Source organism: Oceanirhabdus sp. W0125-5, assembly GCF_027938815.1.
In the GTDB taxonomy this organism is placed as follows: Bacteria; Bacillota; Clostridia; order Clostridiales; family Clostridiaceae; genus Oceanirhabdus.
On record NZ_CP115913.1, the window covers coordinates 116,543 to 142,323 of the forward strand.

Annotated in this window: 24 protein-coding genes; 5 read left to right on the forward strand and 19 right to left on the reverse strand. The window is 30.2% G+C overall.

Annotated features, from left to right (window positions below):
• Positions 1 to 311: 311 nt before the first annotated feature.
• The 4 genes from OW730_RS00550 to OW730_RS00565 form a co-directional block, all read right to left on the reverse strand.
• A complete protein-coding gene (locus OW730_RS00550) occupies positions 312 to 881 on the reverse strand; it encodes a 5' nucleotidase, NT5C type (protein ID WP_271227228.1) in 570 nt (189 codons plus the stop codon).
• A gap of 19 nt (positions 882 to 900) precedes the next feature.
• Positions 901 to 2,076: a hypothetical protein gene (locus OW730_RS00555; RefSeq protein WP_271227229.1), complete on the reverse strand. Its 1,176-nt coding sequence runs from the start codon at positions 2,074 to 2,076 to the stop codon at positions 901 to 903.
• A gap of 222 nt (positions 2,077 to 2,298) precedes the next feature.
• The gene (locus OW730_RS00560; RefSeq protein ID WP_271227230.1) at positions 2,299 to 3,444 is read right to left on the reverse strand and encodes an amidohydrolase; all 1,146 of its coding nucleotides are present in this window, start codon (positions 3,442 to 3,444) and stop codon (positions 2,299 to 2,301) included.
• 174 nt (positions 3,445 to 3,618) lie between these two features.
• Positions 3,619 to 6,018 (reverse strand): DUF5050 domain-containing protein, encoded by a 2,400-nt coding sequence (locus OW730_RS00565; RefSeq protein WP_271227231.1) that lies wholly within the window; start codon positions 6,016 to 6,018, stop codon positions 3,619 to 3,621.
• Positions 6,019 to 6,299: 281 nt separating this feature from the next.
• Between OW730_RS00565 and OW730_RS00570 the strand changes: the two genes are divergently transcribed.
• A complete protein-coding gene (locus tag OW730_RS00570; RefSeq protein WP_271227232.1) occupies positions 6,300 to 6,869 on the forward strand; it encodes an anti-sigma-I factor RsgI family protein in 570 nt (189 codons plus the stop codon).
• Between the two features lie 280 nt (positions 6,870 to 7,149).
• Here the strand turns inward: OW730_RS00570 and OW730_RS00575 are convergent, their stop codons facing one another.
• The 4 genes from OW730_RS00575 to OW730_RS00590 form a co-directional block, all read right to left on the reverse strand.
• Positions 7,150 to 8,904 carry an N-acetylglucosaminidase gene (locus OW730_RS00575; RefSeq protein ID WP_271227233.1) on the reverse strand — a complete coding sequence of 585 codons (1,755 nt, stop codon included), beginning with the start codon at positions 8,902 to 8,904 and terminating at the stop codon, positions 7,150 to 7,152.
• A 3-nt stretch (positions 8,905 to 8,907) separates the two neighbouring features.
• Positions 8,908 to 9,837: an alpha/beta hydrolase gene (locus OW730_RS00580; protein WP_271227234.1), complete on the reverse strand. Its 930-nt coding sequence runs from the start codon at positions 9,835 to 9,837 to the stop codon at positions 8,908 to 8,910.
• A gap of 355 nt (positions 9,838 to 10,192) precedes the next feature.
• Positions 10,193 to 11,380 (reverse strand): ABC transporter permease, encoded by a 1,188-nt coding sequence (locus OW730_RS00585; RefSeq protein WP_271227235.1) that lies wholly within the window; start codon positions 11,378 to 11,380, stop codon positions 10,193 to 10,195.
• Complete coding sequence (locus tag OW730_RS00590) at positions 11,380 to 12,102, reverse strand: ABC transporter ATP-binding protein (RefSeq protein WP_271227236.1); 723 nt, start codon at positions 12,100 to 12,102, stop codon at positions 11,380 to 11,382. Before OW730_RS00590 ends, OW730_RS00585 begins: the two co-directional genes overlap by 1 nt.
• A 377-nt stretch (positions 12,103 to 12,479) precedes the next feature.
• Here OW730_RS00590 and OW730_RS00595 point away from each other — a divergent pair, with 377 nt between their 5' ends.
• Together OW730_RS00595 and OW730_RS00600 are read left to right on the forward strand one after the other, a co-directional pair.
• Positions 12,480 to 13,259: a CAP domain-containing protein gene (locus tag OW730_RS00595; protein WP_271227237.1), complete on the forward strand. Its 780-nt coding sequence runs from the start codon at positions 12,480 to 12,482 to the stop codon at positions 13,257 to 13,259.
• 216 nt (positions 13,260 to 13,475) lie between these two features.
• Complete coding sequence (locus OW730_RS00600) at positions 13,476 to 13,772, forward strand: hypothetical protein (protein ID WP_271227238.1); 297 nt, start codon at positions 13,476 to 13,478, stop codon at positions 13,770 to 13,772.
• 185 nt (positions 13,773 to 13,957) lie between these two features.
• Here OW730_RS00600 and OW730_RS00605 read toward each other — a convergent pair whose 3' ends face one another.
• Positions 13,958 to 14,869, reverse strand: coding sequence for a helix-turn-helix transcriptional regulator (locus OW730_RS00605; RefSeq protein ID WP_271227239.1), 912 nt, complete (start codon positions 14,867 to 14,869; stop codon positions 13,958 to 13,960).
• A gap of 175 nt (positions 14,870 to 15,044) precedes the next feature.
• Between OW730_RS00605 and ispF the strand changes: the two genes are divergently transcribed.
• Positions 15,045 to 15,512 carry a 2-C-methyl-D-erythritol 2,4-cyclodiphosphate synthase gene (gene ispF, locus OW730_RS00610; RefSeq protein WP_271227240.1) on the forward strand — a complete coding sequence of 156 codons (468 nt, stop codon included), beginning with the start codon at positions 15,045 to 15,047 and terminating at the stop codon, positions 15,510 to 15,512.
• A gap of 341 nt (positions 15,513 to 15,853) precedes the next feature.
• Here ispF and OW730_RS00615 read toward each other — a convergent pair whose 3' ends face one another.
• The 5 genes from OW730_RS00615 to OW730_RS00635 all read right to left on the reverse strand — a co-directional run bounded on the left by OW730_RS00615 (position 15,854) and on the right by OW730_RS00635 (position 18,355).
• Entirely contained in the window at positions 15,854 to 16,213 is a 360-nt protein-coding gene (locus tag OW730_RS00615; protein ID WP_271227241.1) for a DUF952 domain-containing protein, read from the reverse strand.
• 56 nt (positions 16,214 to 16,269) lie between these two features.
• Positions 16,270 to 16,404: a hypothetical protein gene (locus OW730_RS00620; RefSeq protein WP_271227242.1), complete on the reverse strand. Its 135-nt coding sequence runs from the start codon at positions 16,402 to 16,404 to the stop codon at positions 16,270 to 16,272.
• A gap of 54 nt (positions 16,405 to 16,458) precedes the next feature.
• Positions 16,459 to 17,178: an N-acetylmuramoyl-L-alanine amidase family protein gene (locus OW730_RS00625; protein ID WP_271227243.1), complete on the reverse strand. Its 720-nt coding sequence runs from the start codon at positions 17,176 to 17,178 to the stop codon at positions 16,459 to 16,461.
• Between the two features lie 65 nt (positions 17,179 to 17,243).
• A complete protein-coding gene (locus OW730_RS00630; protein ID WP_271227244.1) occupies positions 17,244 to 17,840 on the reverse strand; it encodes a hypothetical protein in 597 nt (198 codons plus the stop codon).
• Positions 17,841 to 17,980: 140 nt separating this feature from the next.
• Positions 17,981 to 18,355 (reverse strand): hypothetical protein, encoded by a 375-nt coding sequence (locus OW730_RS00635; RefSeq protein ID WP_271227245.1) that lies wholly within the window; start codon positions 18,353 to 18,355, stop codon positions 17,981 to 17,983.
• 196 nt (positions 18,356 to 18,551) lie between these two features.
• Between OW730_RS00635 and OW730_RS00640 the strand changes: the two genes are divergently transcribed.
• Positions 18,552 to 18,698, forward strand: a complete 147-nt coding sequence (locus tag OW730_RS00640) for a hypothetical protein (RefSeq protein WP_271227246.1) — start codon at positions 18,552 to 18,554, stop codon at positions 18,696 to 18,698.
• Positions 18,699 to 18,991: 293 nt separating this feature from the next.
• Here OW730_RS00640 and OW730_RS00645 read toward each other — a convergent pair whose 3' ends face one another.
• Genes OW730_RS00645 through OW730_RS00665 form a run of 5 tightly spaced genes read right to left on the reverse strand, consistent with a single transcriptional unit; the run spans position 18,992 to position 25,721 of the window.
• Positions 18,992 to 20,758, reverse strand: coding sequence for an FAD-binding oxidoreductase (locus tag OW730_RS00645; protein ID WP_271227247.1), 1,767 nt, complete (start codon positions 20,756 to 20,758; stop codon positions 18,992 to 18,994).
• Positions 20,748 to 22,340, reverse strand: coding sequence for an FGGY-family carbohydrate kinase (locus OW730_RS00650; RefSeq protein ID WP_271227248.1), 1,593 nt, complete (start codon positions 22,338 to 22,340; stop codon positions 20,748 to 20,750). Before OW730_RS00650 ends, OW730_RS00645 begins: the two co-directional genes overlap by 11 nt.
• A complete protein-coding gene (locus OW730_RS00655) occupies positions 22,333 to 22,716 on the reverse strand; it encodes a DUF1667 domain-containing protein (RefSeq protein WP_271227249.1) in 384 nt (127 codons plus the stop codon). Before OW730_RS00655 ends, OW730_RS00650 begins: the two co-directional genes overlap by 8 nt.
• 16 nt (positions 22,717 to 22,732) lie before the next feature.
• Positions 22,733 to 23,983 (reverse strand): NAD(P)/FAD-dependent oxidoreductase, encoded by a 1,251-nt coding sequence (locus OW730_RS00660; protein WP_271227250.1) that lies wholly within the window; start codon positions 23,981 to 23,983, stop codon positions 22,733 to 22,735.
• Entirely contained in the window at positions 23,976 to 25,721 is a 1,746-nt protein-coding gene (locus tag OW730_RS00665) for an NAD(P)/FAD-dependent oxidoreductase (protein ID WP_271227251.1), read from the reverse strand. The genes OW730_RS00660 and OW730_RS00665 overlap by 8 nt, the downstream gene beginning before the upstream one ends.
• Positions 25,722 to 25,781 lie beyond the last annotated feature (60 nt).

The following is a 25,781-nucleotide window of genomic DNA, read 5'->3' on the forward strand; positions in this document are numbered from 1 at the left end:
TTTATAAGTCCTTTAGTGCATTTATGAAAACATCTATACATTACAGTTTGATTTATTTTTTATTCATACATATTTTTTTAAAAAGTGATAATAATATTAGTATCGGAGATGTATTGAATGACTTCAAAGATGATTATAGTGAAGTTAGTATGATTCACTTAAAAATAATCTTCTTTGTATTCAATGCATTTACCGTTTGCTTGGGAGCGTTTTCCCAAGCTTTATTTATTTATAAAAAAACTTGTTTAAAGATTAAATTAAACTTTTATAATCTAATCTATAAACAAGTGAAAATTTAATTCTATATTTTGTTATGCATATTTCTTTTCTTTACTTATCATATCAATTTCTTCTTTAATTTCAATCCAATCAGATACTCTCTTAATATTATTATTTAGAGGATGTCTATTGTAATAACAATCTATAAGCAGCACGTTAATACCTGTTTGTGATAATTCTATGGCATTTTCATACCTATCTTCAATAAAAAGATCGCACTTAAGCTCCATAGCTGTTTTTACTTTATTATGACTTCCCAACATAAATAACTCACCTTTAGGAAGTCCAGCCTTTTCAAACCATTCTTCTGTTATAGTTTTAAGGGAAATATCTCTAGCTGTAACATAATAAATATTATGCTCTTGTGCTATTTGTTCTAAAATTTGTTTAGCATTTTCTCTAATAACAGCTTTTCCATGAAGTTCATCACTATATATTCTATAAAATTCATTAAACTGTTCTTCTGTAACTTTTGCCACTTTACATAAATCATAATAAATTAAATCCTCATCTACAAGATTTAAATTAAAGTGTTCATTCATATAATTTACCCAATAATATGCATTAGTAATTGTTCCGTCAATATCTATACAAATATTCATCTCATACCTCATGTCGTTATTATTTCAATTCACAGTATTCCATCATATCCCAAAACAACGCCTCTACACCTTTATACCAATCAGAATCATCTGCATATAATCTATTTATCCATTTAAATATATTTATACCTTCAACAGCACCTTTCCCAAGATTAATTACTGTTCTAGCTGCTATTTCGCTGGAATCTTTAATATCTGTGTTATAGTGCTTCCAACTAACAAACACATTAAATGGATTATTAACTATTTGCTTAGCTTCTTCATCGCTCTTTGGAACAAAACCTTGCTCTTGTCCAGTAATAGCAAAAAGGATTAAGGGATTTAGATTGAATTCCTTTGATGTCTGTATTATATCATAAAAATACTCATCTTCTATTAATAAAGAGTTACGATTACTTAAATATTCTTTTAGTTTTATCTCATCAATTTCAATATAATCAAAATAATCAGGTAGAAACGGATGACACGCTAAGATGTCATAATCAACCTTAGCCTTTTTCATTTCCCTTGAATATACTTCATATGATTCAGCAAGATTACTTCTGTACTCTTTTTGAGCCAACACACCATTACTCTCTGCCATTCCAACATTTTCATTGAACATATAAAATGCACCTGTCATTATCAATATCGCTATAAAGCTAATCCTAGCGATATTATACACCTCTTTAGGCGTAAGTGTAGTTAAAAACCCTTTAATAGCTCTCATAAGGTCTCTAGTGCTTTTTAAGACAACATGAGGAATAGTCACCAACTCCTCCTGGTGTGTTTCAGTTTGCACAATTGAATAATCCCCTAAATAATCTATTCCCTTAATATTATCTAAGAATTCCACTACATCATCATTATGTACCTGATAATCTACACTATCTTCAATCCAATTTCCAATTTCCTTAATTGAACTTGATTGATTATCAATTACATTGCTACAAACTTTTAGAACATCATATTTAGTTATGTCATTTCCTTTGTTTGTAATAGCTTGTTCAATTACATCGTTAATAACAGCTTCTTTTTCCCTAATATTCAATGCTTCTAATTCCTTCTTAATAACTTTATTAAGGGCATCTTTGATAATATCATTATTAGCAGAGTCTGTGTTGTTGGGATATTTAGTTTTAATATACTTGTCCACTTTAGTCACAACTTTTTTATCGACTAAAATAGCTTGTTTTAACTTCTCAAAATAATACATAATAATCCTCTTCTTTTTCAATCTTCATTACAATTACACTATTATACATGTAAAAATCAAAAAGTCAAATTTTTTAACACTATTTTAATCATTTGTTCACCATTTATTAATATTCAGCACTTGATTTTACAATTAATTCGTATTATATAGCAGTACAAACTCTTTAAGTTTATACCACTATATAACATAAATATCTAAGGATATTTTATACATAATTCTTAACTATTTTCCTAGAAAATCAACTGCATATTGCATATATAATTTAGCCCCTTTTTCAAGATTATCTTCATCTATATCAAACCTAGGATTATGATGAGGATACGCTTCTTCTTTTCTTGCACCTAAAAATGCCAATACTGATGGTACTTTTTCAGCAAACAAAGAAAAATCTTCTCCAGCTGTAAGTTTTCTCATAGAAATCAAACTTTCATTTCCAAATAGTTTCTTAACACTTTCTTCAGCTATTTTACTACACTCTTTATCATTAACAACTGGTGGCGGACCAAAAATGTATTCCATTTCAGTATTAACACCATACATATCACCTGTCGACTTTACTATTCTCTCTATTGAATTTTTAATTTTAAGTCTAGTCTCCTGATTAAAAGCTCTAACTGTTCCGCTAAGCATCGCTTCTTCAGCAATTATATTATATTTTGAACCTGATTTCAGTTCCCCTATAGTCACTACACCTGACTCAAGTGGGCTTATTTCTCTACTAATGACTGTTTGTAAATTCATAACCATAGATGCAGCTGCAACTAAAGCATCTTTCCCTTCTTGAGGTAAAGACCCATGACATCCTTTTCCTTTTACATTTACCTTAAAAATATCTGGTGATGCCATTCTCTCACCCTCATCAACAGAAATTTTACCATTCTCTAACATAGACCATATATGTATTGCAAAAGCACTATCTACACCATCTAAAACCCCTTCTGATATCATTCTCTCAGCACCTTCACCACATTCTTCCGCAGGCTGAAATACAATCCTTACACTCCCCTGAATAAGCTCTCTATTGTCATTTAGAAGTTTGGCAGCCCCAAGCAGCATAGCAATATGTGCATCATGACCACATGCATGCATAACTCCACTATTTAAGGATTTAAATTCAAACTCATTTTTTTCAGTCAACTCTAAAGCGTCTATATCACCTCTCAATAACACCCTCTTACCTCTGGTATTACCTTCAATATCAACAACCACACCTGTTGAAGCACACTCCTTAAATTCAAGCCCCATTTTTGTCAGTTCTTCTTTTATTCTCTTACTTGTCTCAAACTCTTTCCAGCTAACTTCAGGATATTTATGAAACTCCCTTCTTAAATGTATCAAGTACTCATTAAATCCTTTTTCTATTTTCATAACTTCCCCCACTCCTTAAAAATACTTAAATTTATTTATAAAATAACTAGTGATTTAACTTTCAATTTGAATCAGCTTTTAGGTATATTATACCATGTTTGTACTTTTCTTAATAAATGATAATTTCCTAGGGAATAAAAAAAGCACGGATAACCGTGCTAAAAAAACGAATTCTCAATTTTCTTTTTCGCCTTCGTACGGAAGCTTCATGCTTCCATCCTTTTTAACCATATAATAATGATCATCAAATCTATTCTTGTATATGATCCACTCACCTTTACTTCTAATTTCTAATGAATTTTCATTATTTATCCTTATTGCTCCTAACCCATCTTTATTTACTCTATAAATATATCCACCAATTCCACTACTAAAGAAAATCCACTCCTTATCAACTATAAAATCTACAACAGAATCATTAGTGAGTTTTGTATTCTCACTTCCATCACTCTTTATTTTATATAATCTAAACCTATCTTCTAAGTTGATATAATATATCCACTTTCCATCTTTTACTGGAAAACGCATCTTACTAAAATAACTATATTCTTTATTATCTAATGTTCCATACATCTCTCTATCCCAAGCATGATGATTAAGGGAACTATCATCTACTAAAAAATATTCATAACTAACTTTATCCCTCTTATCTGGTGTAGGATCATTCCATGTAACATCTAGGTGATATTCTTTACCATTAATCTCAACAACATTCCAAATATGATCAAGAATAAGATTATTTACGAAAACTGCCCCTTTTATTACTCTGTTTGGTATTCCTAATAAATCCAAGAATAACTTCATCATCTCTGCATAACCTTCACAAACAGCTAAATTGTCAAATAGAACACCATAAATATTATACGAATCTGCGCCTTCTGGTATATCTTTATCTGTATTATACTCTGTATTTCTAACTATATAATCATTTAATGCTATTACCTTCTCTAGTTCTGTCATGTCATCATTAATAATTTGTTTAATTACTTGAAGTGATTTCATATACGCCTTTTCAACTTTATCATTAGCTATATATACCAAATAATCTTTTGCTATAGCATCTGATAGGTCTTTAAATGATTTAACTATTGTATATTTTTTAGAACTGTTATTAATATTTAATTGATTATTTACAATAATAGGTTCAATTCTAATTCCAACTTGATCTATTTTTTGTCCTGTCCTCATGGACATATCAATTTCCTTTTTATCGGCTACATAAAGATATAATAAATAAACCCCTTCTTCTTCTGGAACCCACCTAATTATATTTTCATATACATGATTGACCTGTATCCATTTGTCTCTATTTACATCAAAAACACCAAGTATATACTTATACTCCGTATCCTTAAGAATCTCTAGAAACTCCAGATAATTTATACCCTCTATGATTATCTCTTCCCCAGTTTTATACACCTTGTTATTATTACTACTAATAATAATATTGCTATCAAGACTTTCTTGCAATTCTGATGATATAGGATGTATACTAAATTTCTTTCCTTTAAAGCTACTATAACCCTCATAATCATCTATGGTCCTTACCTGTACCCACAGTGTATGATTTCCTACATCAATGTTTCTATCAATATCCAGTTCATAGACTTCATCTGAATCTATGAATTCACTGTAACCATCAGTAATTTCAATATAATTCCCCTTATCAGTTATAACCCATACTCTATACTGTAATCTATCGCTACCAGAAGATTTTATATAAAATTTTAATCTATCATTATAAAGCATTGGTTCATGAGAGGGTAGAATATAATCAATTATAACATTTTCTTCATTACCCCTAATTTTTACAGGCATAATTACCCATCTGTCATATTTATTGTTACTTATACTATCTTTAATCCATAAAACTAAGAAATATGTTCCGCTTTTTACAGGTGTCCATGTTATCTCTTTTCTATATTCTTCATTATCAATAATCCAATTATCACTCTCAACATGATAAACATGTAATTTATATAACTCCCCTTCTTTATTTTCAATTTTTATATTATCCCCAATAAGGTTCTCATTGTTATGAATAAACTCTGAAAGACCTTCACTAATTAAATTCTCATCTTCAATTGAACCATTTCTATCATATACCTTTTTAATGTTTCCTCTTCTTTGGTTGTCCAACTTGTAAGAATTATCATATTTTATTCCACTATTTACATTAATATTTATAGTTAACTCATATTTCTCTACTTCATTCTTTTCGTCTTTCTCTTTTATGTATACTTTAAACTTCTTATCATTAAGAGTATATTCTTCTTCAAACTTCAAATTATAAGTATCATTCTCTTTAATAAATTCTTTATATCCCTCAGTTAACTTTCTTATATTTCCCTTATCATCAATTATATCAACTCTGAAAATAGGTTCTGAATACCCATCAAGCATAAGTAACAATTCAATTTTTTCTCCCTGCATCAATGGATAATGAGAAACTCCACCCTTTACCTTATTATTAGTGATTGCAAATACACTAAAATATGATTGAAAGAAAATTATCCCAAACAAGATAAAAGCAATATTAAATTTTAGTGTAAACCCCTTATTAATTTTTCCCATCTAATGCCACCTTTAAATTTTTACAATCTTAATATCAGTAATTTATAAGACCTTCCGTTCTTTATAAATATTATTTAACAATGGTAATAATTACCTCATAAGGCGTATATCTATTTTTCTACGTATTGCATAATAATATTCATTTACTATATAATCATATTATAACAGCAATTAAAGGTATAAATATTAAAATTTTATTAATTGTATATATTTACTATACGCCATTATATATACGAAACATTAATTGTAAAGTTATAATTATTTCTAATATGGAGAATTCTATGAAAAAATCAGGCAAAGTAATGAATGTAAAAGGTAGTAAGGTATATATTTTAACTCCTGAAGATGAATTTGCAATCGTAAAGATAAACTCTATTACTCCAGTAAAAGGAGAATTGTATACTGGATATGAATTCTATGAAATGCATAAAGGATTAAAATTATTAATTTTCTTTATTTTAATTATGGGACTTGCTGTGAGTATATATTTCATTAAATATACCAAAGCAACTACTTCATTCATAATTAACATGAATGCCGAATTTAAAATAAATGTAAACAAAGATAATAAAGTTGTTAAAATAGAAGCCTTGAACTCTAAAGGAAAAAGCATATTAAATACTTCTAGTTTTTTTAATAAAAATTATAATGATACTCTCAAGAGATTATATAACGTTTGTACTGCAAAAGATTATTTTTCAAAAGAATATCTTTCAAGAACACCCTATGTAATCATATATATTAATGCTACTAGCCAAAATATTAATCTTGATTTCACTGAATTTGAAGAGTACCTAAACTTTCGTAAGCTTGACTTAATAATAAACCAAAATGGAAAAAGCAACAAATAATAAAAAAGCACGCTGCAGCGTGCTTAAAACAAATGTATAATGTATAATTGAAAATGGATAATGAAGGATGGTTCTGCCCGTGGTCAGAACCTACATTATTATTGTTCTTTAAATCACAAATTTTTTACTCATTTTATCTAAGATAAAATATTGTGGTTCAGTATAATGTTTCATTTTAAATGAAGCGCGTAAAACTCACTTATCTAAGGAACAAGAAAATTGTAATTTCTCGAAGAGAAATGTCCATCATTATACATTATACATTATCAATTATCCATTTTTATTTCCTATATCTAGGTATCTCAAATACCAATTTTAGATTTTCACTATTTTTAAGATAGTCTTTTATCCTCTTTATTTGACCATATGCCCACTTTACATCTGTAGAATATTGATGCCACATAACACTCTTATTCCATCTCATCTCGTAAAGAGTATTTTGTTCAAACTTATCACTATTTATATAATTTTCTCCAACCCATCTAGCACCTTCAATAATTGCAATTTCTGGAGTAAACCATCCTTGCTTATATGCATATTCTGATCCATATTTATTCGGATTAGCATCAATAGCTTGAATTCCATACATATTATATACAATTCTAGGATCAACAGATTTTCCTTCTACACTTGTGACTCTAATACCTTTAGCTAATTTTGATACCTTTCCATGCCCAGTTTCAAGAATAATATGAGCTATTAGATATGCAGGATTTATATTATATTTTTTTGCTCCTTCTAATACAGCAGCACCTTTTCCTTCTAGAATACCTTTTCCCTTTAATATTTCATTTACTTCCTCAACTGTCATACCTTCAACATAATTAAGTATTAAAAATTGATACATACCATACTCATCCATAAAATTTTGTGGATCAATATAATATTCAACTTCCTCCAATGTAGGGGTTCTCCACATTCCATTCCCCCCATATATTATCATTCTTTCATTATTTTTTTGTTTTATAGCAAACTCTTTAACCGTCATATTATAATCAACATATTTAACAGTCATATTATTAGTTACAACATTAATAACTTTACTGCCTAAATTTTCTCCAGTAGATGTTTTGATTCCTATTTCTAATAAAAGATCTTTTGAATCCTTAGGAGACCACTTAAACATTTGTCCAAATTTCACAGCATTTTTATCAATCTTGCCATTTTCAACATTCATTACTTTTAGACTATACTCAAAATCATCTTTTCCTTCAAATGAAGGATTTAATATTGTGCTATTTTTCATTAAAATATATTTGTTATCCTCAATAAAATAAAAATTTTCAAATTTTATATTGTCATTCATAAAATCATACTTAGTATTATTTTTATTGACTTTAAATACGCTGTGGTATCTATCATGATATCCGATACCATCATCTGTATATATCTCTCTTTCTCCAACAACCTTCATATATACATTCAATAGATACTGACCACTACTTAGTTTGTCCAATTTTATCTTATATGTAGAATTTCCTTTTATATTATTAGAGAATCCATCAGTAATATTATAAACCTTACCATTAATATCTGTTACCTTTACATTATATTGTACTTCTTTATCGGTATTTGAATATATGTAAAAAATCATGTCTTTTCCTTCAGTAAAGTAGGATCTTTCTTGTAATACGCCTTGAATTTTAATCTTCTCACGTACATTAAATTTAATAGATGATGCTTTTTCAAGGATTTCTCCATCCTTAGCCTTCAACCCAGAAGGTATTTTTAACTCATAACTACTTAGTTGCTTATATCCTCCACTTGGTGGTTCTATTAATATAGCTTTATTATCGACACTTAAACTTATTGGTAAAAATGTTATTTTTCCTTGTTGATCTTTAAGTGCAGCTTGAACTGACTTTAAATATTTTTCATCTATCTCCTTATTAAATTTAATCTTCCAAACCTTATATGGATTTACATCAGTAAACTTATATTCTGTGTTTTCTGCAGCAAAACCATAAATGGATGAAAGTAATAAAGCAAATAGCAATGTGAAAAAACAACTAATTCTTCTTAAGGTACCCTTCAATATCTACACTCCCTGCTTATCTTTTTTTTGAGCTAATACTTTATCTACAAAATTCATCATCTTATTTTTATATGTTTCATAATCCACAAAAATACTCTGAGCATGAGCCGCATTAGGAACTAAATATATCTCCTTATATCCTTTTGTTTCTTTATACATGTCTTCACTCATAAATGTTGGTACAAATTTATCTTCTTTACCATGTATAAATAAAACTGGTATTCCACTTTCTTTAATCGCCTCAATTGGATTCACATCTTTAACATTAAATTTAGCTTTAAGCTTGGTATAACTATATGTAATATTCATTAAAGGGAATACTGGAATTTTACTTATTTTTAATTTATATACTAAAAGATCATGAAACCTACTAAATCCACAGTCTGCTATTATGAAATCAATTTCATTTGTCATATTAGCCGTAAGTAATGCTGAAGAAGCTCCCATAGATTCACCATGTATTCCTATTGTATTATTATCCACAACCTTTTCCTTAATGAATTCTATCCATGATAATAAATCATGCTTTTCGTAATATCCCATTGTAGAATACTTACCTTCACTCTCAATATGTCTCCTATGATATATGAGAAGTACATTCCATCCTCTTTCAATGAAAGGTCTAGCATATTTATATGATGCTGGTATACCAGAAGTTATTCCATGGGATACCAGTATAGTCTTATCCTTATTCTGATTTCCTCGTATAAATACTCCGCTTAATTTAAACCCATCTATAGAATTTATATAAACTTTTTCCTGCTGTAACTTATCCAAAAAATCTCTATCGATTAATCCCTTCTCCAATTCACCTTTTTCAATAGCATTCATATCTTTAATTTTCCTATTGATTGTTTCTAGATAAAATTTTCTTAAGGTGAATATAACACCTAAAATTGCTATAAATAAGCATGAAAGAACGAATATAACCATAATTACCTAAACCTCCCCCCTTATCTACATTAATTATAATATGAAATAGAACATTTTTCTACGTTATCCACAAATATTATGTTGATATATTGTGGTAATCCTCTAATAATAATTATCCGTCACTTATATATATTAGTTATCAACAAAAAAACAAGTTATCCACAGGTAATCTGTGGGTAACTTGTTTATTCTTTGTTTGTATCATAATTTTCTATAAATTTTAATACAAACCTTCGTTCTTTATATAGAATTTACTGAATTTTCACTTAAAATCAACAGATTTATAAATTACTTTACTGATAAGTTATCAACATTATCCACAGTTTTGTGGATAACATGTGTATAACTAACAAACCTACGTTCTAAAGATAACCTTCTCTTTGTTAAACATAGTTCTAGTAAATAATATAGAAGCAATAACAGCCACTATCATAACAGCTATTGTAATCCAGTAATGTGTATAATTAAGTTTACCTAATGCAATCTCCTTCAAACATATTGCTGCATTATATATAGGTATAAAAAATTGCCCATTAGAAACATTCTTTACATTAATAGCATAGGAACCAAATCCAACAAACATTCCTATAAGTGTTACTGGAGTTAAATAAGTTTGCGCTTCCTTAAAGGATCTTGCATATATACTTATAGATAACTCTAAAGCAGCAAAGGTCATTGTAACAAGGATTGTTATTGTTCCAATTAATAATAATGATTTAGTATCAATTTCAATAGCTCCACTTGCACCGCCAAATAATACTGGATTTCTCTTAATAGCTATAAATAGTCCTGTTAAAGATGCTATAACCGTTATTATTCCCATTGTTGTTATAGCAAAAAGTTTTCCCCATAATAGAGAAGTTCTATTTGCCTGTGTAGTAAGTAATGGTTCTAAGGTTCCTCTTTCTTTTTCACCAGCTGCTAAATCAACAGCTACTGGTAATGGACTTGTAGCTGAATACATTATCAATAACATTGGTAGTAGCATTGAAAGCAGCATTAATCCTACTCCATCCTTTTTATTATCTTTCTCTATTCCTTTTGTCTGTAACTGGAATGGTGTTAAGATACTCATATCTATATTTTTTTCCTCTAAGCGAGCTTTAACAATCTCTTTTGAATAATCATTTAATATATTATACACTGCAGATCTTGTCATTGATGATTTATTACTTGTTGTATCATATAATATTTCAACATCAATAGTCTTATTTTCTTTTATTGCCTCTTCTATTCCCTCAGGAATCATTACTGCTGCATCAATTTTACCTTTATTAATATCTTTTACAATATCATCACTCTCAATAACTTCAATATTATCTATGGAACTCAGATATTCCTCAACACTATTTTCTTCAGCAGCTACAATTGCAATTTTTAATTTTTCATTAACTTCATCAATATCTTTTGATATACCTCTTCCCATAAATCCATAAATTATAGGTAATAAGATTAAAGGTAACAATATACTGGTTATTACTGTTTTTTTATCTCTAAATATATCTTTTATTTCCTTTTTAAATACAGTTAAGATTATATTCATTATTTATCACCTACCAATTTAATAAAAATTCTCTCAAGATCATCATCATCATATTTACTTTTTAAACCATCTAAAGTTGAATCTTCAACTAATTTCCCTTTATTAATTATAACTACTCTATCACATAATCTCTCCACTTCTTTCATACTATGACTTGAGAATATGATAGCTTTTCCCTGCTCTTTACATTTCAAAATAAAATCTTGAACTATTTTAGAAGATGTTACATCCAACCCAGTTGATGGTTCATCAAATAGCATAACTTTCGGATTATGAACTATAGATCTAGCTATTGCTACTTTCTGTTTCATACCCCTTGAGAATTTACCAACTTTTCTATTGATATATTCATCCATATCAAGCATTTCACTAAGATTTACTATTCTTTCATCAATTTCATTTTTCTTCATTCCATTCAGTTCACCAAAATATCTTATATTTTCTTTAGCTGTAAGTCTATCATATAGCCCTACCTCTCCTCCAAATAAGATACCAATTTCTCCACGAACTTTATATGGATTATTGATTATATTGTGTCCATTCACTTCTGCCTCTCCACTTGTAGGTTTTATCATTGTTGCTATCATTCTTAATGTTGTAGTTTTTCCTGCACCATTTTCGCCCAACAGCCCAACAATTTCCCCTTCTCTAACGGTAAAAGACATATCGTTAACTGCTGTAACTTCCTTGAATTTTTTCGTTAGATTTTTAACTTCAATCATTTCCTCTTCCCCCTTTATAATGCACTATTATTCCTTACATAATATTGTATCTTATACCACATTATATCATTGTATTAATCTTTTATCAATACTATTTTTGAAAATTTTTGGTAATACTCTTTTATTTTATTCTATTTTTTGTAATTTGTATAATATTTTAACTTTAATAGTGTGATTTAATTTTCTTTTATACACATATCTATCTCGATTAAATAAATACTAATAATATGATTTAACCACAAAAGTAAGTTGAATAAAGTTCATGTAGGATATATACTGCAGATTGACACGCTCTGACACTATATATCCCATATGAAATTGAACTAAAATACTTTTGTGTATTAAACATATTATAAAAAAATAAGGATGGTGATTTTATGAAAAGAAAAGTTATTTCTTTTTCTTTAATTGTATTGCTTTTCATAGGAAGTACTGCTTCTGCATTCGCACTTGAAAAAGAATATATTGTTAAAAGCGGCGATACACTCTGGAGGATATGTAAAAAACATAATATTAATTATAGACGTTTAATTTCAGCTAACCCCAAACTTAGGAATCCTCGATTATTATTCAGAGGACAAAGAATAGTAATTCCTGATGAGTTTATGGGACCTATGGAGGGTAAATATGCACCTAAACAACCTCAAGTACCTGAAATGCCTCAAGTCCCAGAACCGCCAAAACCTGAACCTCCAAAGCCGGAACCACCAAAACCTGAAGCCCCAAAACCAGAGGCACCTAAAGCACCTGAAGTATCTATGAGTGACTTTGCAAAAGAAGTGGTTGAACTTGTTAATAAAGAACGTGTAAGCAGAGGTCTTCAGCCACTGAAAGCACATGCTAAATTAACAGATTGTGCACAAGCCAAAGCTCAAGATATGATAAACAAGAACTATTTTGCTCATAATTCCCCTACATATGGAACTCCTTTCGATATGATAGAACAATGGGGAATCAAATATACTGCAGCAGGAGAAAATATTGCATACGGTCAAAAAACGCCTAAAGAAGTAATGCAAACTTGGATGGACTCTCCTGGACACAGAAGCAATATCTTAAGTGAATCTTTTGCCGAAATAGGTGTTGGAGTTGCAGAAAATAAAAATGGAGTTCTTTATTGGACTCAAATGTTCATGAGAGCAGCAAAAGGAAACTAAAATTCATTCAATAAGAAGGATAATTAAAATAATAGAGTTTTAATTATCCTTCTTTCTATTTATATAACAAATTTCAGCTAAATTATCATTTTATTTTGTTAATTCATCTATTTACTATTATTTTCTTCATTTTAATATATCTTTTGTAAATTTATTGCATTACTTAATTACAATATGTTACAATATTAGTAAATATTTTTTATTGGAGGGATTGATTTGAATAAAATGAAAAAATCACTATTAACACTTTCATTTACATTATTATTATTACTAGGCACGGTAATAACAGCTTTTGCTTATGAACCATGTGATTGTGGAGGAAAAATATTTACTACCAGAACTAAAGTCCATCAATCATACAGATATCATGATTGCGTTGAGCATAGCGATTGTGTAGTTAAAACAGCTACTGATGTAATAGAAGTAACAAAAAAATGCACTGACTGTTCAAACTCATACACATACTATGACTATGTAGATCTTACACCTTATCATATTAGAAGTGGCAACTAAATTTTTTAAATAAAATGTAAAGAATCCATCAAATGTTTCGATGGATTCTTTACATTATAAAATTTTTATTTAAGTTTTTTTACTTTATCTTATGATTTAATTTCTTATATAATTTAATATATTACCTATATTTAGTCCTATTACTTATTGGATTTTTATATAAAAAATTGCTTTCACCGTCTTTATTAATAATATAATTCAAACATTTTTTGCGACTCATGCTTAATAGCCTTCACAACTTCCTCTGGCTCTATAACTTTCATCTTGCTTCCAAAGCTTAATACATATCTCAATGCCCACTCAAAATTCACATATTCAAATGAAAACTTAAGTTTATCCTCATCTACAACTTCATATGAATCTACACCATAGCTATCCACTAACATATATTCCAAAGACCTATCAACTAATGCTAATACTACTTTTTCTTTATCCTTATTATTAAAGATACTATTAAAATCTTTCTTCTCATCTGGTATATCTCTTTCTGTATAACACTCTTCTAAACCACTCAAATACCCCATTCTCTTTAACTTAAACAATCTAAAATCCTCTCGTAACTTACAAAATCCTAACACATACCATTCATTCCATTGAAAAGTCAAAATATATGGTTCAATTTTCCTAACAGATTTTCCAGTACTTGAATAATACTCAAATTTAATCACTCTTTTTTTATCTATACAGCCTCGTATTATAGAAATTTTATTTGATAGGCTTTCCTTATAAAATGATGATAGATCTATGATTGTATCATTTATAGATAATTCTGATGTATCTTGAGGTGATAGCTTATCTATCAATAAATTTATGTTATTATCATTCTTAATACTCGTAATACTCTTAAGACCCAATATTATATTATTTAATTCCTCTTTAGTAAGAGCACTTTTATCCATCTTAAACCCTTCCATTATACCTATTCCACCATTTCCTCCTCTATGTGAAACTAGTGGAATCCCAGCCATGCATATTCCCTCAATATCTCTATGTATTGTTCTTACTGAAACCTCAAACTTCTCTGCTAATTCCTTAACTGTTACTCTTTCTTTTTTTAATATTTCATTTATTATTCCTATAGCTCTATCTATCTTCATATTCTTAACTCTCTTTCATCATAACTACGATTATTTATCATTATTAACCATTATCAATATTATATCATGTACTCTTCATAAATTTTCCATATACTATTTATTAAAGACCTATTCTTTATTAATTCTTTAAGCTATAATTAAACATAGAATTGTATTTGAAAGGATGATATTATTTATGAGAATTGGTCACGGTTATGACGTACATAAATTAGTAGAAGGAAGAGACCTTATATTAGGCGGAGTAAATATTCCACATACTGTTGGATTATTAGGACACTCTGATGCTGACGTACTTCTTCATGCGATATGCGATGCGCTTTTAGGCGCTGCCGCTCTTGGAGATATTGGTAAACATTTCCCTGATACTGATGATAGATATAAAGGAATTTCTTCATTAAAATTATTAGCCCATGTTAATAATCTATTAAATGATAAAGAATATTCTATTGGGAACATAGACTGTACAATCATTGCACAGAAACCAAAGCTTGCACCACATATTCCTCAAATGAAAGAAAATATATGCAACACACTAGGACTTTCTCATGACTGTATGAATATCAAAGCTACAACTGAAGAAAAATTAGGCTTCACTGGAAGAGAGGAAGGCATCTCTGCTCATTGTGTTTGCTTAATAAAATAAGCACGGAAAACCGCGCTTAAAACAAATGGAAAGTTGAAAATTGAAAGTTGAAAACGTTGGATGGTTCTGACCAAAGGTCAGAACCTACATTTTAATGTTCTTCAGGAAAAAGAATTTTTTACTCATTTTATCTGAGATAAAATATTGTATGGTAAACACAATGTTTAATTTTAAATTAACGAGTAAAACCTTATTATCCAAGGAACAATTATATTAAAATTTCTCGGAGAGAAATCTGATTCGTTGTCCATTATCCACTTCCTACTGCCAACTATGTTTTTTATGTGCTGCTTCTTTAAGCCAAAATTGTAAATTAGTTTCCCTTTTTATAAATGAAATTATTATTTATCTTCAATATTATTAAATTCTGGATTCTTTATATAGTTCCCATTGGGATCTCTTAAAAATGGTAATACATTTATTATTGCATTTCTTTCAATTGGGCCATATATATGAGGATAATATCGTCCAGGATTACTATCACAATCTTCCCATTTAATTTCTGCCTTTACTTTATCAGTATCAATGCAAAGAATTACATATTCTGTGTCTTGTTCATTGAAATGCTCTGTCACTCTCCAAAAATATTCTATTGATGAACAGTGTATAAAACCATTCCTCTTAAAATCTGTATATCCATATTCCTTTTCATTGCATACTTTATCCCAATTTTTTTTCTTTACACAGTGTAGTATTATCATATATCATTCCCCCATGAAATCTTATATAAGTAATTTTATTTTACAAATCACTATTATTAATCTAATTCAATTTTATCCTCTGATAATACAAACGCCATCCCGCATTCCTTCTCAATTACTCTTACTCTGTTAGCTATAGACGGATGAGTTTGAAATAACTGATCTTTTATCGTTTCATAATTATACCACATTCTCCATTAAAATACCTCTATGGACTATTTTAATATTAATCCATAGAGGCATACTCATTCTTTTAATAATATTTTCTCAAATTTTTGTAAAACGCTAAGAGTTCTTTGTCCAAGTATCCCATCTTCTCTTAAAGGATATCCACTTTCATCATATATACATTGAGAGTTTAAAAATTTTTGAAATTCTAATACAAGATTTCGCTCTTCTTCCCCTAAAAATTCAGAGGATACAATCTCTTTAAATTCTGTTTTAAAATAATTACAACATCCTCTTACAATACTAGAAGCTACCTCCCATAAAAAGTCGGATGAAACAAGAAGCTTTGCCTCTTGTGGATTTGATAAAAATGCTACTTCTGTTAATACAGCTGGCATTTCAGTTTTATTTAAAACTGAAAATCTTGCTTTTTTGCATCCCCTGTTAAAAAGAGATGTGGACTTTATTAATTCTCCTTGAATATGATGTGATAACTTTTCACCTTCATCACTACATGGATAACTCCATGTTTCAGTTCCTCTTGCTAATTCATTTACAAAACTATTACAATGTATACTTACAAAAATATCGCAATTATTTCTATTTGCATATAACGCTCTATCTATATTAACTAAAGATTCATCTTTTTCCCGGGTCATAAAACACTCAAATCCATTTTTTTTAGCAATAAATCGTGCATACTTACAAATTTTAAGTGTTATGTCTTTTTCATATACTCCATTTACTGATACTCCTAGATCTTTGCCTCCATGACCAGCATCTAAACATATCCTCATATAAACATCTCCAAAGCTTGATATTCCGCTATATATAATATGAGAATTTTATAAACTAGTGAATATTATTTTTTTAAATATTTCCTTACTTCATTTAATCTCTCATTAACAATATCCAGATCCTCTTCATCTGAAATTTTTGATCCTTTAATATATATCTCTTCTGCTTTTATTAAATCCCTAATAGTTACTTTACCCATCTTTATTGCTGATAACCAATATGTATCACCCCATTTTACATATGGCCATACACTATCAGTATATTCCTTCGTAATTTCTTCAAACTGTTTCTCACTTTCTTTTTCATTCCCTAACTCAAAATAAGATTCTGCTACAGCAGTTCTCATACTCATTACTATAAACTCTTCAGTCATTGGAAATACTTCACAGAATTCATTGCAATAATTTATTCTTGCTTCATAATATTTATTTTCAACAATCCCAGCATTCTCAAGTTCCATTTCAAGGTCTTGCACCCAGTTGGTCAAACTTTCTGGTGTTTCAACTTTTTCATCCATATCTTCTATTGCTTTAATATTATTACTAGCTCCAACTTCCTTTATATCTTCCCATAACTTTAACCAACAATCACATGCTTTTACAACTTCATCATTTTCTAAATATGTATATCCTTCTAACATTAATTCATTATTTATTTCCATTTTTATTCCTCCTGTTCATAATAAAGAACAAATGTCTATCTATATCTATATTAAAACATAAAATAAGATTATTGAAAAATAAATTTATTTAAAACACCAAACAGATTGTAATTATTCATTACAATCTGTTCTTAGTCTTACTATTTCAATGCCATAATTATTAGATTTACTATAACTGCAGCAATCGCAGCTATTGCAGGATATAATAATGCAACTCTAAATTCTTTCTTTTTATTATTTAATTGATTCAACCTCTCATGCAGAGCCTCAAGTCTAAAACGAAGTTCAGTAAATCGCTCTTTAATGATATCGTCGGTATCACTACTTTGATCACGAACTGCATTTAATCTATCCATTAATTCCTCTATATCTGTTAAATGCTCCTGTCTATGCTCTTCAAACTTCTCATTGATGTCGTCTACTTTTGACTCTAACTCATCAAGTCTAACTGAATACTCTCGTTGATTAACTGTAATATCAATCAAATCTTTCTCAATTTCTTTAATCTCATTCAAAAAAAACACCCCAAACAAATGAGTCTCATTACATTATATTCACTATAACCAATTCTTGTTAATGTTATAGAAAAATATATTTTCCTATAAATTTTGACTATAATAGTCTGCTGCTTATATGACTATTCTTTCAGATTATTACATAAAATAACCTTACACGTATCTAAATCCATAATGCTTAGTAGGAGGTGTTTCCATGAAGCTTAATCTTTGGTCTTCAATTAAAAGAAATAAGAACCTTCACTCTCCTGAAGAAGAAAAAAAGATTATAAAAGAAAAAGAACAGGAAATAGAATATAAGCTCAATGATGCTTATAACTATTTCGTGAACAGAAAAGACTAAACGTAAAAAAGGCACGCGGGTGCGTGCGATTAAAACAAATGGATAATGGATAATGTATAATGTATAATGTATAATGATGGGTGCTTCTCACTTACGTGAGAAGCTACATTTTATTGGTCTTTAGAACAAGAGGTTTTTACTCATTTTATCTAGGATAAAATATTGTATTTCAAATACAATGTTTCATTAAAATGAGACGAGTAAACCTCTATTGTCCATGGAACAATAAGATTAAAATTTCTCGGAGAGAAATATCCTTCGTTTTCAGTTTTCCATTTTCCATTTTTCTCAACTTACTTTATACTTTCCATTTTCAACTCTGATCTTTTTATATCCTCACGTAAGAATCGCTTCTCACTATCTTTCATATCTAACCCTAACGTTCCACCTGGATTCATTATGTTTTTAGGGTCAAAGTGCTTTTTAAGAGTTTTGAAAACCTCCATTTGTTCTATTCCAAGCTGACCTTCTAACCATGGTGCAGTCATCTTACCTATTCCATGATGATGACTCATTGCTGCCCCATATTTCTGAATATTATCCAGGATGCCGCTCTGATATTCAAGATACTCGTCTATTTCATTCATCTTTGCAATAAAAATGAAATATAGATTTGCACCTTGAGGGTAAACATGAGACATATGAGTCATACATACAGTATTAGGTCTGCTTTTACAATATGCTCTAACCCCTTCATGTACTTTTTTCATAGTATCCCATGTAACTGAACATTCTAATGTATCAGTCATAACCCCATAATCTTGAAGATCTTCTCTCATGTAAGGATCTCTAAATCTTCCATGCTCCCAATTCTTTGTTACATATCCTGTAGTGTACATAGCTCCATACTTCTTGCATATTTTATGAACCTTACGTTTTACTACTTTTGTAAAACTCTTTTCACCATCTGTAAATCCAAGAAATAAGCACCTCTCACCTTTTTTGTACCCCTTAAGATTCATAATCTTATCAAGGATTGTACCTTCAACTCCATAGAGTTTCATTGCCACATCAGTTTCCTCTGGATCTGACAATCTAAATACAGATGGATATCCAAACTGCCCTTGCATAATCTCTCTAGCCGCTTCCATAGCGTCATCCCAAGTTTTAAAAATGTAGCTGAATCTTCTCTGATTCTCTGGCATATGCCTAAATATCTTAAGAGTAACGTTTACAAGGACTCCATAAGCCCCCTCGCTACCTATCATTATCTCATCTATTGATGGTCCTGTTGCATTAGCTGGGAATTCTTCTGTTTTTATTATTCCTACAGGAGTAACATATTCCTGGCATATTACCATATCTTCAATCTTTCCAAAATACGTTGAATTTTGACCAGCTCCTCTAGTTACAACCCATCCCCCAACACATGAATATTCAAAGGATTGAGGAAAATGTCCACATGTATATTGTCTCTTAGCATTAAATAACTTTGGAGCATCATTTAATGTTTTTTCAAGATCTGGTCCTGACATCCCTGCTTCAACTGTGATAGTCTGATTCTTCTCATTAAAATTTAATACTTTTTTCATGTGTTTTCTCATATCTAATGAGATTCCACCTTTAACACACTCTACTCCTCTAGTTACAGATGATCCTCCTCCATAAATATAAACTGGAATTTCCTGTTCATGACAATATTTAACTATCTTTTTGATATCCTCTTTATCTCTAGGGTATAATACAATATCTGGAATATTCTCCACGATACCTTCCCTTAATCTCATAAGATCTATCATAGTTTTACCATAAGCAACCTCAAGTCTTGTATAATCATCAGTTTTTACATTCTCTTCTCCAACGAACTCTCTGAATTTTGATATTTGCTCATTTGAAAGGCTTATTGGAACATCATATTGAACCTTCTCCAACCCCATTTTTTGTGGAGTCTTAAAATCCTCATCAGTCATATTAAATTGTTCTTTCATTAAAGCATATAATCGTTTATTAGGATGTTTGAATTCCTTTGGATCTCCCCATTTTAATATACTTCTGTAAGTTCCCTCAGGAGGTGCTTGTTCACACCACTTTGGATAATATTCCTCATTCTTATTTTTCATAATTAATCCCCTCCGTATTATCCCCAATATATATTTCTGGATAGTTAGTTATTTTTTGAATCTCTGTATAAATCCCTTTAAGCTTTGGATATATCCTCTTGTAAACATTTTTATATAATAATCTATATATCTCTGCATTTTTCTCCTGTGGATAAAAAACCTTAGAATATCTCACCATATTGGATATTCCTTGATTAAAATCAGAATATGTTCCTAAAGCAACAAATGCACATATGGCTCCACCTAGTCCTGCAGCTTCATATGTCTCCCCTTTATATACATTCTTATTGAACATATCTGCTGTTATCTGACATATGGCATCACTTTGGGATCCTCCCCCTGAAACCATAACTTTCTCAATTTTTATCTTGGACTTATTCTCTATCATTTCTGCCCCCTCTATTAGTCCAAAATTAATCCCCTCTATGATAGACCTATAAATGTGACTGCGTGTATGAACATCCCCGAAACCAATTATTGCTCCTTTAGCTTCTGGCATTTTTAATCCAGGACCCCAATAGGGTTGTAATATCAATCCCTGTGCTCCTGGTGGAACCTCATTCAATCTTTCATTCAATAGAACCTCTGGCGCTATTCCCTTCTCTTCAGCTTCTGCCATTTCTCTTTGAGCAAATTCTTTTTTAAACCAACTTATCATCCAATATCCTCTAAAAATTTCTACCTCTGGATTGTAATTATCCGGTATCACCGCTGGATATGCAGGCATAAACTTCATTGGCTCTATATACTTAGATGATGTGGTCTGTATAGTTGCCGTTGTCCCAAAACTCAAACTAACCCCTGTTAAGTCTGAACACCCAACCCCTAAAGTCTCACATCCTTTATCTGAACCTGATACGACTATCTTAACTCCTTCATTAATTCCAGTTTCTTCACTTAATTCTTTCCCTATAACTCCAATTATACTTCCTGGCTTTACTAACTTAGGCAGTTTATTTTTATCTATTCCGAATAAAGCCCATTTATAATTCCTATCTGATTGGGGCCAAGATAGCTTCTTATAATCAAAAGGAATATGTCCTACTTGATTTGCAATGGAGTCTATAAATTCTCCCGTTAGTCTGTAATTAAAATATCCAGATAAGAGCATGACTTTGAATATTCTATCCCAACATTCAGGTTCATTCTCCTTTATCCAATTTACTTTACTCTTTCTTCTAGAAATAATAGCCGCTTTCTTCATTCCAACAATCCTAAATTTCATATTATCTAAAATTGGAAGTTCCTCTTCACATCTTGCCATTCGTTGATCTAACCAAAGCATAGATGGTCTTATAATTTCACCTTCTTCATCTAAGTAGACACATGTATCCCTCATAGTTGTTACTGTAATAGCCTCAATTTTATTCCAAAGTTCTTCATTACTCTCTTTCAAATCTTTACAACATTCACACATCTTATTCCAATAAAGGCGAGGATCCTGTTCAGCAAAACCAGGATAATCGGAGAAATAAGGTGTGTATTCTTTTTTTACCTTAATCAGTAATTCTCCCTTATCATTAAAAATTAACCCTCGAGTACTCTGGGTACCACAATCTATTACTAAAACAACTTTATCCAACCCCAAACTCCCCTTTAATCAGATATTTCATATCTGCTGTTAAAACCACGTTAACATTTAGTCCTAAAACATTCTCTAAAACAATATCTCCTGTTGAAAGAATCCTATCTACTACAACTTTATTTATCTCATCCATTACCTCAAATATCATATTAAGTGGTACTTCACCATCAGTTTTAACAGATATTCTAGGTAACTCTTCAAATACAGTTTTAACTGTTGAGCATATGCTTCTCATAGGATTCCGTATCTCTTTTATTGCAAAATCCTTACCCCTAGAGCATTTGTTTCCTTCAACTTCTAAGGTACTATCATCATATATAACTGTCATCTCACAACTGTTAGGACATATAATACACACCATATCCCTTTTCATGTTACTTCTCTCCTTATTAAGAACTTACAATCCTAATTACAATATCTCCCTGAATCTTATCTGTGTTTAAAGTAATCCTCTCCATCTCTGGGGGCTTTAACGCCATATGCTTCTTTTTATAAATTGTTTTATTATTTGAGTCTATGATTACTTCTACATTTCTCATGTTTCTATTAACCCTAAAATATAACACTACCTCTTCATTTCTTTGACTTATATCTATTCTTTGAGGTACAGAATAAAGAAAATCATTACTATTAGCTATAACCTGTACTATCTTTTTACCACCTTCATATCCCTTCTGTGCATATTCAGCTGCATTCCTTCCTGCTATCTCTCCACTCTCTGATACATAATCTACAAGATCATTAACATGTAATGCATTTCCACAAGAAAATACTCCATTAATAGAGGTCATGAGATTATTATCTACTATAGGACCTTTGGTTCTATTATCAATTTTAATACCCAACATCTCTGCTATTTCATTCTCTGGTATTAATCCAACTGATAATATCACTCCATCACATTTAATTATTTCTCGTTTCCCAGGCAATATATTCATATTAGTGTCTACATTAGCTATTTCAACACCTTCTACTCTATCCTTCCCTATAATATTAGTTATAGTTTTTCCTAAATAAAGGGGTATGTTATAATCATCAAGGCATTGAACAATATTTCTTGTTAATCCTGAAGGAGTACTCTTTGCCTCATAAACCCCTATAACTTCGCTTCCTTCTAATGTCAACCTCCGCGCCATTATAAGTCCAATATCTCCGCTACCTAATATCACACTTCTCTTACAAGGAAGATACCCATCAATATTAACCAAGTATTGCGCTGTTCCTGCCGAAAATATTCCCGCTGGCCTTGTACCATTTATAAAGATTTGTTTAGCAGTTCTCTCTCTGCATCCATTAGCCAGAATTAAAGCTTTAGCCTTAATTATCTGAACTCCAGACTCCCCATTCATAACTGTAATATGAAACTCATTGTTGTCTTTTACTATTTGAAGAACATAAGAGGATAACATAACTTCTATACCTAATTTCTCTATTTGCCTTGCATATCTCTCAGCATATTCAGGACCCGTTAATCTTTCCCCAAATTTAACAACCCCAAATCCATCATGTATACACTGTTTTAATATTCCACCCGCTCTTTTTTCTCTTTCAATTATTAGTACTTGATCGACCTTATCATGAGCTTCTATTGCAGCCGCCATTCCTGCTGGCCCTCCTCCAATAACCACTACATCATACATGTATTTCCACCTCATCATTATTTTTGGTCTTATCAGAAATTACTTTTGATTCTCCCCCTTTTTTTGTTATATCTTTAAATGGAATATGCCCTTCTTTCTCCATTATCTCCATTACAAGCGGCATACAGAATCCACCTTGACATCTTCCCATTCCAGCTCTAGTTCTACGCTTTATACCATCTACACTCCTTACTGGTATTGGAGATTTAAGAGCATCTATAATTTCTCCTCTACTTATCCCCTCGCATCTGCATACTATAGTTCCATAATTAGGATTTTTCTTAATAACCTGATTCTTTTCTTCTATAGTAAGTTCCATCATATTAGGAGTTGCATTTCTTATCCCATTCCAATGTTCCTTTTTCTTAACCATCAAGTTTTTCTTTAATACCTGAACAGTTAATCTTTCTATTTCTTTAGATATTGCAGGGGCTGCTGCAAATCCTGGTGATTGAATTCCCGCAGCATAAATCATATTTTCCAAATATTCTGACTTTTCAATTAAAAAATCTTCTTTATAAGTTGCAGCTCTACTACCAGCACAATATGTGATGATATCTGTTCTATTAAGCCCTTTTATTAAAGGTAAATGTTTCTTCAATAGATTATTAACATTACTCATATTGGTAGAGTAATCTTCTTTATCTGGTTGTTCATAAGCATCTGGTCCAACCAATATATTTCCCTCTAAGGTTTTAACTAATCCCCCACCTTTAGAATGACTATTATTAGTTCCAATTGTAACTTTTCCTATTACAGAGTTAAGAAGATGTCCTTTCTTCTTATCTAATAATATAATTTCTCCTTTTCTTGGATGTATTGTGAAGAATCTATCACCAGCCATATCAGCTATTTCATCTGCAAATACCCCAGCTGCATTTACTATTAAATCTGTTTTTATTTCCCCTTTATTTGTTTTTACACTAACAATTTTATTTTTCTCTACCGAAATATCCTCAATCATAGTGTTAAGAGCTATATCTACTCCATTATTTATAGCATTTTCAGCGTACGCTATGGTCATCTTGTATGGAGATGTAACAGCAGTTGAAGGTATATGAACCCCCCATTTTATATCTTCACTAATATTTGGTTCAATCTCTTTAAGCTCACTAATACCTAACTTCCTGACATCCTCTATTCCAACCCTTTTGCTCTTATTTCTAATGTATGGCCATATAACTTTTACCCATTTCTTATCAAATAGCATATTAGATCCACATCTATTTATTTTTACACCTAATTCCTTACTAATGTCCGTATAAAGCTTGTTTCCTAAAACATTATATTTAGATTTTAATGACCCTACCTTTGGTGCAAATCCTGGATGTATCATTCCATCATTCCTTGATGATGTTTGCATTGCCACATCCTCTTCTTTATCTAGTAAAAGAATAGAGATATCCCATTTAGAGAGCTCTCTTGCTATTGAGCAACCAATGATCCCTGCTCCAATTATAATAACATTATAATTTTTACCTTCTAGAGATAAATCTCTTTCTTTAGGTTTACTATATTTTATCTCCTTCATATCTGTATATTTCAGGTTATTAATAACGCCCTTATAATTTGATTTAGCTGCTATATATCCCGCTTTAACAACCTCTTCCCAGTTATTAACCAACCCTTCAAGCATAATTGAACTTCGATATTCTCTACAAAAAACGTTTTTTCCAACCCTTTTTCTTATTGTATCTTCAATCCCATTTATATATCCTATACTAATCACCTCTTTCATTAGGACGTCCGAACCTTTATATATTAATTATACCTTTTTTATTATATTTTAACAATATTT